We start from the raw sequence: 13,093 nt of genomic DNA on the forward strand, positions 1-13,093 counted from the left end.
ATATTTACGGTTGCCTAAACATAAAAAAGCTTATGAATCGAATCATGCTTGCCCTGGGTGCCATGCTGTTATCAGCAGCACCGGTTCTTACCCATGCGCAGGATAATCCTGCCTCAAGTTCCCGAACTAACGCATCTAAAACAGTAAAAGGCCGTATTACAGACGACAAAGGGGCTCCTTTGGAACAGGCTGTAGTGCAGGCCAAAGGTACCGGCCGCAAAACGCTTACCCGCGCCGACGGTTCCTTCTCACTGGAAGTGCCTGATACCTCCAGTGTATTAATGGTAAGCCATGTAAACATGGCCTATCAGGAATATCGTTTTACAGGTACCGACCTCAACTTACAAATGAAGCCCCTGAACGCGGCGCTGGATGATGTAATTGTGGTGGGTTATGGTACTAAAAAGAAAAGCGATGTGCTGGGCTCCGTATCTACCGTAACTGCCAGAGACATTGAAGATTTACCGGTTGCCAACCTGAGTACTGCCTTAAAAAACAGAGCACCAGGTGTGGGGGTAAGTCAAAGCTCGGGTCGTCCGGGGGCTACCACCAGCATTACTATCCGCCAGGCAACCAGCTTTGCGGGTGTAGTGGCACAGCCGCTGTTTGTAATTGACGGGTTGGTGGAGATGAACAAAGATGATCCATCTGGTAGCGTTGCGTTCCAGAACCTGGATGCCTCTCAGATTGAAACCATTACTTTTCTGAAAGACGCGGCAGCAACTATTTATGGTTCCCGCGGCGCCAACGGTGTTGTACTGGTTACTACCAAAAGAGGTAAGCCGGGCAAACCTAAAATTAACTATACGGGTTCATACGGTATTTCTGAAGCATCTAAAATGCCGGAAATGCTGAACGCTTACGACCATGCTGTATTGCTGAATCAGCTGGTACTGGGCAAAAGGCCTTTTAACGTACCCGCTACTGAGTTGTATACGCAAAAGGAACTGGATTATCTGAGTACATTAAGCGATCAGAGCTGGCTGGATCAGACCTGGACCAATGCACACCTGAGCAGACATACTGTTAACATCAGCGGTGGTACCGATCGTATTACCTTTTTTGCGGGTGCCAACTATTATAAAGAAAATGGTAACCTGCGCGATCTGTTTGTTACCAAGTACGGTTTACGTTTTGGTATGAATGCCAAAATAACTAATAACCTTACTGCCGATGTATCTATCAGTACAGATAATACTGATTTAAACAGACCAGCGCCTAAAGGCACTACGGCCACAGAACAGAGCGATCAGATGAACGCTACTGTGAGCAGCCTTATGTACACGCCGCGCTGGATTCCTATGTATATTGATGGCAGACCGGTTTTTTCCAATCCGCCTAACTGGCATCCGTTTGAGCTGCAAAACTCTAAATCCTACGCGCGTTCCAAATCGCAGGGTTTAACCATTAATGCTGCTTTAAACTATAAAGTGCCTCAGATAGAGGGTTTAAGCTTCCGTGTACAATACGGCAGAAACACCCGTAATAATTTTGGTAAAGAATACTATCCTTCATACGACCTGTATGAGTTTGTACGTGAAGGCGTGCATACCAACCAGGGTACTATTGCTACTACCAACGTTATGTTTACTAACACGCTGCAGCGCGTGGTTAACATCAGAAACAGCAACAGCATTTCTGAAGCTTACGATGCCTCTTCTAACTGGCAGCTGAATGAAGCAGTAAGCTATGCCCGCGTGTTTGGCGATCATAACATTTCTGTAATGCTGGCAGCAGAGCAAAACCAGACTTTTGGCGATGCTTATAAAGCTTCCCGCGAAATTCAGGTTATTCCGGGTGTAGACCAGTTATGGGCTTTCAGCCAGGATAAAAACAATATGGATAACAGCGGCCAGAGCACCTATAGTGGTCGTGTAAGTTATCTTGGACGTTTAAACTATTCCCTGAAGAATAAGTACTTGCTGGAAGCTGCTTTCCGCCGCGATGCTTCTCCAAACTTCCATCCCGATCGTCAGTGGGGTTTCTTCCCCTCTGTAGCGTTAGGCTGGAAAATATCGGAAGAAAGTTTCTTCAGCCGCAACGTACGTTTTATCAACGATCTGAAACTGCGTTTCAATGTGGGCTTAACAGGTAATGATGCGGTAGGTACTTTCTTATGGAAGAACAGATATACCTCTACTACCGGTATGCTGTTTGGTACCAGCCCTGCTATGACCAATGGCTTAAACCCCAACGTAGTACCTAATATTTATATTACCTGGGAAAAAGCGCTGTACAAAGACATTGGTTTAGACGGTACTTTCTTCAACAGGAAGTTTAACTTCTCACTCGACTTTTACCACAGGCATAACTACGATATGCTGGAGTCGCCTACCGCTACTATGCCTAACAGCTTTGGTAGTAACATAGGACAGGTAAACTACGGTCAGATGAATGCCTGGGGTATTGAAGGATCTCTGGGTTATAATGGTAACATTACCAAAGACCTCAGCTATTTTGTAAATATGAACGTTTCGTGGACGGATAACAAAGTGTTACGCCGCTATTATAACGCAGGTACTGATACAGGCTGGAAAAATCCGATTGGTGTAAGAACCGACAGAGGTGTGGAAGGTTATGTGGCTACCGGCATTGTGCGTACACAGGCAGATGTGGATGCTATTCTCAGCAAAACACCAGGTTATACTATTAATGGTGATACCATTCGTGTAGGTATGCTGAACTATCAGGATCTGAACGGTGATGGTAAAATAACCGAACTGGACAGAACCCGTATTGCAGGCCGTTCAGAAGCTATTCTGGGTGGAGGCTTTAACCTGGGTATGGCTTATAAAGGTATTAAGCTGAGCATGAACATTTCGGTAAGTGTGGGTGGTAAGGCCATGTGGAAGAAAGCAGATGTTGCGCCGCCCACCAAAGATGCTACTGCTTTAAATATCTGGAAAGATTCCTGGACTGCTTCTAACCCTAATGCTGCTTACCCGGTAATTTATTCTCCCTGGGCTAACGAAGCTTCTACCTTCTGGATGCGCAATGGTACTATGATGCGGGTAAACAACATGACGCTGAGCTATAGCCTGCCTGCTGCTATTTCAAACAGGTACAAGATTCCGGAATTCAGAGTATACGTGTCAGGTACCAACCTGTGGAATATTATTAATCCCACACCGTATAAAGATCAGGCTACTAACCTGATTGCGGATTATCCGATTCTGAGAAGCTGGACTTTTGGTCTGAGTGCTACTTTATAATATAACGATGCTTAAAAGAAGAGTCATGAAAAAACTGATTATATATTCTGCCATCATACTTGCGGGCGCCAGTTCCTGCACCAAAGACATACTGGAAAAAACGGATTTTAATGGTATAGATGAGCGGGTGTGGAATAACGAAGGAACAGCTAATTTATACCTGAACAGATCGTACGATCTGATAATGCCTATATGGCCGCATATGCGTGGTAACACCTCGCTGCCTACGGGTATACACTTTATTTCTGATGACTTAAACAACGGCGATACCAAGCCGCTGTTTGGGACACTCACTATTGATCAGGTATCTGATTTTTATGGCAGTGGTAACCCCAACAATGCGTACTCTTATGTACGCCGGGTAAATACCATGCTGGAAGAGATTGATGGCGGCACCCTGCCAGCCAATGTGAGAGATGGTATAAAAGCACAGGGTTATTTTTTACGCGCCTGGGTATATTTTAACTTATGGAAGGTGTATGGCGGTGTGCCTTATATTACGCATCCGCAGGATTGGTTATCTGAGAACGTACTGGTACCCCGTAACAAAAGCTCGGAGTGTGTGGATTCTATGCTGAATGATCTGGCTAAGTGTTCTATACTTCCTGCCACCTGGGGTAGTGCTGATGCAGGCCGTATTACCAGTGTAGCTGCGCAGGCCGTTGCCGGTAGAATACTGTTGTACTGGGCCAGCCCGCTTTTTAACCCTAACGGTATTCAGGAGCGCTGGGAGCGTGCTTACAAAGCTAACCGTGCTGCATACGATTCTCTGAGATTAAAAGGGTATGAACTGTATACCAGCTACGCCAACGTGTTAACGGAAAAGGGTGCAGCTAATAAAGAACCGATTCTTATCCGTTCTTACAATGGAACTACCACTACCAGCAATACTTCCAATACCTGGGAAAGTGTAACCAGACCTTATTCAGAAACAGCAGGTAGCGGCGGAGCCTCTAACCAGCCTACCTGGAACCTGGTGCGTTCTTATCCCATGAAGAATGGTAAAATGGTAGATGAAGCTGGTTCGGGTTACGATTCAGTGTATTACTGGAAAGACCGCGATCCACGTTTTGATGCTTCTATTGCTTATAACGGTGCTGTTTGGGCGTTAAGTGGTAAAGCAGGTCGTAAGCAGTGGAACTATACGGGTGTTGCGGAAGATAAAACCCGCCCTTCTGCCACCGGCTTTTACAGCCGCAAAGCTATTCCGCTGGGCACACTGCCTGCCAACGTAACGCAGGGTGCAGGTAACTGGGTAGAGCTGCGCCTGGCAGAAGTAATGCTGAACCTGGCGGAGTGTGCCAATGCTACCGGAAGAATTTCAGAAGCGTATGATATGCTTACCGCTATCCGCAAACGTGCAGGTATTACGGCAGGTTCTGATAACCTGTATGGTTTGAAAGCCAATATGAGCAGAACGGAAATGGACAATGCTATTATGAATGAGCGTAGAATTGAACTGGCTTTTGAAGGTAAGCGTAACGATGATCTGAGAAGAACGCGTCGTTTTCACCTGCTGAACGGCTCATTCCGCCAGCGACTGACTATTACGCCTAAATCGCCTGCTACGGCAGCTACGCTGGAAGCGAAAGATGCCAATGGTGTAATGTTCCGCGATAAACTGAACATAGACGGAGAGGATTATAAAACGTATTTCACCGCTAAAGTAGAAAACCTGAGCAGTGAACAGACGATTAACTTTCTGCAGAACTACTATTTCTACGCACTGCCTACTACCAATATTGCTAAAAACCCCAGTATGTTACAAACCAAGGGTTGGGCAGACGGCACTTTTGATCCTACAGAATAATTATATAAATCAAGCGCACAGGAACAGCATAAACAGAGTGTATCATGATCAGAAAAACCTTAGGTGTTACGTTAGTTTCCGCAGCGGCCTTGCTGCAAACAGCAAAGGCCCAGTACCCATCTATTCCACCGGATGTTAAAAAGTGGGCTGATTCTTTATCGGCTGCCGCAGAACGGCATTCCGATTCGGCATGGGCCATTGCTTACCCCATTATACAGCAGGAAGCCAGACAAGGCAAGCCTTTTATTCCGTGGGCGGGGCGCCCGGTAGATCTGCCACAGGCAGAGATTCCGGCTTTTCCGGGAGCGGAAGGTGGCGGTAAGTACAGCTTTGGCGGACGTGGCGGTAAGGTGCTGGTGGTAACCAACCTGAATGATGATGGACCGGGTAGTTTACGCTGGGCGTGTGAGCAGGGCGGTGCCAGAACCATTGTGTTTAATGTATCGGGTATTATCCGTTTGAATACACAGCTGATTATACGCGCACCTTATATTACCATTGCGGGGCAGACTGCACCGGGTGATGGTGTGTGTGTGGCGGGTGAAACGGTATGGATTAATACACACGATGTGGTGATACGTTATATGCGTTTCCGCAGAGGGGAAACCAATGTTGGGCGCAGGGATGATGCTATTGGCGGTAACCCCGTTGGTAACATTATGATAGACCACGTATCTGCCAGCTGGGGTTTGGATGAGAATATGAGTATGTACCGTCACATGTACAACGATAGCACCGGCAAGCCGGAAGAGAAGCGTGGTACGGTGAACATTACTATTCAGAACTCCATTTTCGCGGAAGCGCTGGATACCTGGAACCACGCCTTTGGTTCTACTCTGGGCGGTGAAAACTGTTCTTTTATGCGTAACCTGTGGGCAAACAATGCAGGCCGTAACCCGTCTATCGGCTGGAACGGTATCTTCAACTTTGCCAACAACGTGATATTTAACTGGGTACACCGTTCTATAGATGGTGGTGATTATACCGCTATGTATAACATCATTAACAACTACTTCAAACCAGGTCCCGCTACGCCTACCGATAACAATGTGGGGCACCGGATACTAAAGCCGGAATCTGGCCGCAGCAAACTGAAGTACCATGTGTATGGCCGTACCTATGTGCATGGCAATGTTATGGAAGGCTACGATGCTATTACCAGAGACAACTGGGCAGGTGGCGTACAGGTAGAAGAGCAGGGCAACACAGATGGTTATACCGAGGCTATGAAGTGGAACAAGCCACTACCTATGCCGGAGATGACCATTATACCTACACTGGATGCAAAGGCTTATGTACTGGCTAATGCCGGTGCTACTTTACCCAGAAGGGATGCAGTGGATACCCGTATTGTAAAGCAGGTGGCTACCGGTAAAATTGAACCTATTGATGGCGTTAAACTGCCGGAAACACAGTTTAAGCACCGCAGAATGCCTATTGACTCTTATAAGATAGGTATTATTACGGATCCTGCACAGGTGGGTGGTTATCCGGAGTATAAAGGCACGCCTTATAAAGACAGTGATAATGATGGTATACCTGATGCCTGGGAAGTGAAGAACGGGCTGAACCCTAACGATGCTTCTGATTCAGCCAGGCCGAGCAGGAAGAACAAAGGATATACAAACATCGAAGATTATTTAAACAGTGTGGTAGCTGTAGCAAATGTTACACCTGCTAAGGAAGTAAAAAATAAAAAGTAAAAATTCAAAAATGAAAACACTGGCTTTTCTTTTGACTTTTGAATTTTACCTTTTGACTTGAATAAGAGTTTCATGAAATGTTTTTCTATATCGTTCTGTTTGTTGGCGCTACAGATAGCCATGATGCAAGGTTCTGTACAGGCGCAAAACAAAAAGCCGGTTAAGCCTCTGCCACCCGTATCCTTAACGGGTGGCAGGCTTGTTTATACGCCTGACCAGCAGGGGAATCGTATTCCCGATTTTTCGTACAGCGGGTACAAGGCAGGGGAGTCTGCTATACCTGATGCGCCGGTGCGTGTGGTGGTGCCCGTTGTAAAAGGCGATGCTACGCGTCGTATACAGGCTGCATTGGATTATGTGGCTACACTGCCTGCAAACCAGCAGGGCATAAGAGGTGCTGTATTGTTACAGCCCGGTGAGTATGTGGTAGAAGGTGCTTTGCGTATTAACACCTCTGGTGTGGTACTGCGTGGTAGTGGTTCCGGCGAAAAAGGAACGGTGCTGATAGGCGCTGGTTACAGCAGAGAAACATTGATAACTATAGCAGGTATAAATGACCGTAAGGTGCAGCAGCAGGTAGCAGTTACCGATGCATATGTGCCGGTAAATGCTATGACATTGCATGTAGCAAATGGTGGCGCTTTTAAAGCGGGTGATGCTGTGGTAGTGCAACGGCCTTGTACCGCAGCGTGGATACAACAACTGGGTACCGATCATTTTGGTGGCGGTATTACATCACTGGGATGGAAGCCCGGCCAGCGTAATCTGGAGTGGAGCAGAACGGTTGTAAAAGTAAATGGCAATGAACTGGTGCTGGATGCACCGGTAACAACAGCACTGGATACTGCTTATGGCGGTGCTACCGTAGCGGTATATAACTGGCCCGGGCGTATTAGTGAGTCAGGTGTGGAAAACCTGCGTTGCCGCTCGGTATACGATGTGGCTAACGTAAAGGATGAAGACCACCGCTGGATGGCGATAGTAATGGAGCATGTAACAGATGCCTGGGCAAGGCAGCTGGTATTTGAGCACTTTGCAGGTTCGGCAGTTGCGATACAGGAAACAGGAAGCCGCATTACCGTAGAGGATGCAGTATCGTTACAGCCTGTATCGGAAATTGGCGGGCAGCGCCGGTATACTTTTTTTACCAGCGGCCAGCAGTGTTTGTTTCAGCGTTTGTATGCGGAGTATGGTTATCATGATTTTGCAGTGGGTTTCTGCGCCGCAGGCCCCAACGCGTTTGTACAATGCGAATCGTATTTGCCTTATAGCTTTAGTGGTGGTGTAGACAGCTGGGCATCGGGCGTGTTGTTTGATATTGTAAATGTGGATGGCAATGCCCTTAGCTTTATGAACCGTGGACAGGATGGCAACGGCGCCGGATGGGCTGCGGCTAACAGCGTGTTCTGGCAGTGCAGTGCTGCACGGGTAGATTGTTATCAGCCGCCGGGTGCACAAAACTGGGCATTTGGTACCTGGGCGCAGTTTGCCGGAAATGGCTACTGGGATAACAGCAATGAAGCCATTCACCCACGTAGTTTGTACTACGCGCAATTACAGGACAGGCTTGGTAAAGAAGTGAACGCACGTGCGTTTCTGATGCCGGTGGAAACAGAAGCTTCCAGCAGTCCTTCCGTGGAAGTGGCGTTGCAGTTAACTGCACAGGCCGCAAATCCAAAAAAAACATTAACAGCCTATATTGGCGAAGCCGCACAACGGCAGCCGGTTACCGTAAATACCAATGGTGTTAAAACCATTGACCAGATAGGTATTCCTGCGGTAGTGAAGCCTGCACAGGCAGGTGTTATGCAGGTAACCAATGGCTGGTTGGTACGTGGTAACGCTGTGCTGGCCGGTGTTTTCCGCGAGATTCCCTGGTGGAATGGTAGCGTACGTAACTACTGGTTGCCACAGTCCTCACCGCATATTACCCGTTTTGTTCCCGGCCGAACCGGTAAGGGGCTGACAGATAATCTGGAAGCGATGACAGATACCATGAAAGCCAAAGGCTGGATTGCACTGGATCATCATTATGGGTTATGGTATGATCGCCGCCGGGATGACCATGAGCGCATCCGCCGCATGGATGGCGAAGTATGGCCTCCGTTTTATGAGCTGCCTTTTGCACGCAGTGGCAAGGGAACGGCATGGGATGGTTTAAGTAAGTACGATCTTACGAAATATAATAAATTCTACTGGTTAAGGTTACAGCAGTATGCTGATCTGGCTGATCAGAAAGGGCTGGTGCTGTTACATGAAAACTATTTCCAGCATAACATTATTGAAGCAGGTGCGCATTATGCCGATTTTCCATGGCGTGGGGCAAACAACATCAATAACAGCGGTTTTCCGGAGCCGGTGCCTTATGCAGGTGATAAGCGCATATTTATGGCGCAACAGTTTTACGACATTACTAATCCTACCCGCCGTGCTTTACATCGTGCGTACATACGCCAATGCCTCAACAACTTTAAAAGCAACAACGGCGTAATACAGCTGATTAGCGAAGAGTTTACCGGGCCGCTGCATTTTGTGCAGTTCTGGATAGATGTGATTCAGGAATGGGAGAAGGAAACCGGTAAAAAAGTAATTGTTGGTTTAAGTACTACCAAAGACGTACAGGATGCCATACTGGCCGATGCCAAACGCAGCAAGGTGGTAAATCTGATTGATATACGTTACTGGCATTACCAGGCAGATGGATCTGCATATGCGCCCGAAGGTGGCAAAAGTCTGGCTCCGCGTCAGTGGGCAAGATTACTGAAACCTAAAAAGACTTCGTTTGAACAGGTATACCGCATGGTGAGTGAATACCGCAAACGTTACCCCGGTAAGGCGGTGATGTATTCCGGTGATAGCTACGATGCTTTCGGCTGGGCAGCGTTTATGGCAGGTGGCTCTTTATGTAATATACCAAAGGCTGGTGAGGCGTTTCTGGCAGCAGCAGCAACCACGCAGCCTGGTGATACACTGGCAACGGCAATAGGTTGCTACTGGCTGGTAAACCCCGGTAAAAACTACATTGTATACAGTACCGGTGAAGCAGGGAGTATTCCGGTAAACCTGGAAGGGGCCGCAGGTAGTTATACCGTGCGCTGGATAGATACACGCACCGGAGCGGTTACCGGCAGGGAAGAAACGGTAAACGGTGGCAGCAGGGTGAATCTGCAGGTGCCGGTACAGGGTGCGGTAATTGCCTGGGTAAGCAGAAAGTAAAGGAACTGATTATTGAACTATAGAAAAGCGGAGCGATGAAACAGCTATTTCGAATTGGATTGAGTTTATGTATGGGCGGTTTGTTTACTGCAAAAGCGCAGGAATTGCCTTTGCTGAAAGTAGATGCCGGAAAACGTTACCTGGTTACGGAAAAAGGAGATCCTTTTTTCTGGCTGGGCGATACGGGCTGGCTGTTGTTTTCTAAAATGACACGCGAAGAAGCCGTACAGTATCTGGACAACCGCAAGGCGAAAGGATTTAATGTATTGCAGGTGATGGTGCTGCATACGGTAAAAGCGGCAAACGTGTATGGCGATTCTGCCCTGGTGGGTAAGAACGTAGCGCGCCCGTTGCTGAAAAAAACTCATGATTACTGGAAGCATGTGGATTATATAGTGGACCAGGCAGCACAGCGTGGTTTATACATAGCTATGGTGCCTATATGGGGCAGCGATGTAAAGGGGGGACTGGTTACCAGCAAACAGGCTAAAGTATATGCTACTTTCCTGGCCAACAGATATAAAAACCGTTCTAATATTATCTGGATGAATGGCGGTGATATTAAGGGCAGTGATTCTATTCAGGTATGGAATACCATTGGAAATACATTATACCAACTGGATAAACGTCATCTGATTACTTTCCACCCCCGTGGCAGATACAGTTCTTCGGCCTGGTTTCATAACCAGCGCTGGTTAAGCTTTAATACATTTCAATCTGGCCACCGCAACTATGTGCAGGATACGTCTAAGGGAGAATGGCATTATGGGGAAGATAACTGGAAGTATGTAGAGCGTGATTTTAAATTAAAACCTGCCAAACCTTCTTTTGATGCAGAACCTTCTTATGAAGGCATTCCGCATGGCCTGCACGATACACTGGCTAAACGCTGGAATCAGCATGATGTACGCCGTTACGGTTATTGGTCGGTATTTGCCGGTGGTTGTGGTTATACCTATGGCGATAACGCGGTAATGCAGATGCGCAAGGCCGATGAAAAAGAAACCGGTGCTTACGGTGCGCATGATTACTGGTTTGATGCGGTAAACGATCCGGGGGCGGGGCAGATGCAGTACCTGAAACAACTGATGCTGTCGAAGCCTTATCTGGAAAGAGTGCCTGATCAGTCGCTGATTGCACCGGGCACACAGGGGGAGAAGTATGACTATCTGGTTGCCACCCGTGGTACAAGCTATGCGTTCATTTATACCTATACCGGCCGCAATATCAATGTAGTTCCCGGTAAAATCAGCGGTAGTCATATCAATGCTTCCTGGTTTAACCCACGTACCGGTGAAACCACTGCTATTAAAACGTACAGCAACACTGCGGTACAAGCGTTTAACCCGCCGGGTGAGGTGGAAGAGGGTAATGACTGGGTACTGGTGCTGGAAAGCGCACCAATTGTTTCACTTTAGAATGGATGACTTTGAGTAGCATTAAATATATCGTATTCTGTTTGCTGTTCGCCTCCTGTTCGGGGAAGGCGTATCTGTACACCTCCTTTCATGAACCGGCTACAGCGGGTTTGCGGATGCTGTACAGTAAAGATGCTTATCACTGGACAGACCTGGACACGACCTTGCTGCACCCGGCAGTGGGAGAGCAGAAGGTAATGCGCGACCCCTCTATGGTGCAGGGGCCGGATGGTACTTTTCATCTGGTATGGACCAGCAGCTGGCGCGGCGATAAAGGATTTGGGTATGCCAGCAGCAAAGACCTGATACACTGGAGTGAGCAGCGTTTTATCTCTGTAATGGAACACGAAAAAGAAACGGTGAACGTATGGGCACCGGAACTGTTTTATGATGCAGACAGTGCGCGTTATATCATCATCTGGGCTTCTACTATTCCCAACCGTTTCCCCAAAGGGCAGGAGGAAGAAAAGAACAACCATCGTATGTATTATACGGTAACCAATGATTTTAAAACGTTCACACCTGGTAGGCTGTTTCTCGATGCCGGCTTTAGTGTAATTGATGCGGTGATAGTTAAACAACAGGCTGATAAATACGTGCTGGTATTAAAAGACAATACCCGCCCCAACCGGAATATTAAGGTTGCCTACAGCAATAAAGCCTTAGGCCCTTATACCAACGTAACGCCGCCGTTTACCGGATTGCTTACCGAAGGGCCGGCAGTGGTGAATGCAGGAAAAGAGTGGCTGATTTATTACGATGCCTATGGTAAAAAGAACTTTGGATGTGCGGCTACCAAAGACTTTGTGCATTTTGAAGATGCCTCTGCCAGAGTATCTGTACCGGAGGGCCATAAGCACGGAACGATATGTGAAATAAAGCGTAAAACATTGAAGCGGTTACTACGTGATTTGCAGAAATGATAGAACTTGAGCAGTATTAAACCACCCGATATGAAAGAGCAGACACGCAGAAATTTTTTAAGACTTTTCTCCCTTGGCACCGCAGCTACGGCAGTAAACATGCCTGCTATTGTATCAGCTGCTTATGCTAAGGAGAAGAAGGGAAAGAAGATTCGCATACAGAAAGAGGATATTATTCTTTTTCAGGGTGATTCTATTACCGATGCAGGCCGTAAGAAGGATGATAAAGATATGAATAGTGCGGTAGCGCTGGGCAGAGGGTATGCCTGCAATGCTACTTCGCAGATGCTGCTACAATTTGCAGATAAACATATTGCTGTATACAACAGAGGCATCAGCGGTAACAAGGTATATCAGCTGGCAGAACGCTGGGAGGCGGATTGCCTGGCGCTGAAGCCCAATGTGCTGAGCATGCTGGTGGGTGTAAATGATTACTGGCATACGCTGGTGAATAACTATAAAGGAACGATAGAAACCTACCGTAACGATTATGATGCTTTACTTAAGCGCACGAAGGAAAACCTGCCGGGCGTACAGCTGATTATAGGCGAACCCTTTGCGTTGAACAAGGTGAAAGCGGTGGATGATAAATGGTTTCCTGATTTTGATGCGTACCGTAAGACGGCCCGGGAAATAGCGGAAGCACATAATGCGGTGTTTATTCCTTACCAGCGTGTATTTGATAAAGCGCTGGAACAGGCACCTGGTGCTTACTGGACAACCGATGGGGTACACCCCACATTAGCCGGTGCGCAACTGATGGCGCATGCCTGGTTGCAAGCGGTTCAATAACAGGCCTGTGGCCATAAAT

The 13,093-nt window shown here is 47.4% G+C and carries 7 protein-coding genes; all 7 read left to right on the forward strand.

Annotated elements, in window-relative coordinates; translation table 11 throughout:
• Window positions 1–32: 32 nt before the first annotated feature.
• Entirely contained in the window at window positions 33–3,212 is a 3,180-nt protein-coding gene (locus tag IEY13_RS04265; protein ID WP_188950705.1) for a SusC/RagA family TonB-linked outer membrane protein, read from the forward strand.
• Window positions 3,213–3,237: 25 nt separating this feature from the next.
• The gene (locus IEY13_RS04270) at window positions 3,238–5,022 is read left to right on the forward strand and encodes a RagB/SusD family nutrient uptake outer membrane protein (protein WP_188950706.1); all 1,785 of its coding nucleotides are present in this window, start codon (window positions 3,238–3,240) and stop codon (window positions 5,020–5,022) included.
• A 44-nt stretch (window positions 5,023–5,066) separates the two neighbouring features.
• Complete coding sequence (locus IEY13_RS04275) at window positions 5,067–6,725, forward strand: polysaccharide lyase (RefSeq protein WP_188950707.1); 1,659 nt, start codon at window positions 5,067–5,069, stop codon at window positions 6,723–6,725.
• A 72-nt stretch (window positions 6,726–6,797) separates the two neighbouring features.
• A complete protein-coding gene (locus IEY13_RS04280; RefSeq protein WP_188950708.1) occupies window positions 6,798–9,941 on the forward strand; it encodes a DUF6298 domain-containing protein in 3,144 nt (1,047 codons plus the stop codon).
• Between the two features lie 35 nt (window positions 9,942–9,976).
• Window positions 9,977–11,359: a glycoside hydrolase family 140 protein gene (locus IEY13_RS04285; RefSeq protein WP_188950709.1), complete on the forward strand. Its 1,383-nt coding sequence runs from the start codon at window positions 9,977–9,979 to the stop codon at window positions 11,357–11,359.
• An 11-nt stretch (window positions 11,360–11,370) separates the two neighbouring features.
• Window positions 11,371–12,282: a glycoside hydrolase family 43 protein gene (locus tag IEY13_RS04290; RefSeq protein ID WP_229687722.1), complete on the forward strand. Its 912-nt coding sequence runs from the start codon at window positions 11,371–11,373 to the stop codon at window positions 12,280–12,282.
• 30 nt (window positions 12,283–12,312) lie between these two features.
• Entirely contained in the window at window positions 12,313–13,074 is a 762-nt protein-coding gene (locus tag IEY13_RS04295; RefSeq protein WP_188950711.1) for an SGNH/GDSL hydrolase family protein, read from the forward strand.
• Window positions 13,075–13,093: the final 19 nt, after the last annotated feature.

The organism is Filimonas zeae (assembly GCF_014641615.1).
GTDB lineage: Bacteria > Bacteroidota > Bacteroidia > Chitinophagales > Chitinophagaceae > Filimonas > Filimonas zeae.

Bases quoted from the DNA above. Each gene is read 5' to 3' on its own strand.
- IEY13_RS04285 (WP_188950709.1), top strand. From the start codon at position 9,977: ATGAAACAGCTATTTCGAATTGGATTGAGTTTATGTATGGGCGGTTTG.
- IEY13_RS04280 (WP_188950708.1), top strand. From the start codon at position 6,798: ATGAAATGTTTTTCTATATCGTTCTGTTTGTTGGCGCTACAGATAGCC.
- IEY13_RS04265 (WP_188950705.1), top strand. From the start codon at position 33: ATGAATCGAATCATGCTTGCCCTGGGTGCCATGCTGTTATCAGCAGCA.
- IEY13_RS04275 (WP_188950707.1), top strand. From the start codon at position 5,067: ATGATCAGAAAAACCTTAGGTGTTACGTTAGTTTCCGCAGCGGCCTTG.
- IEY13_RS04295 (WP_188950711.1), top strand. From the start codon at position 12,313: ATGAAAGAGCAGACACGCAGAAATTTTTTAAGACTTTTCTCCCTTGGC.
- IEY13_RS04270 (WP_188950706.1), top strand. From the start codon at position 3,238: ATGAAAAAACTGATTATATATTCTGCCATCATACTTGCGGGCGCCAGT.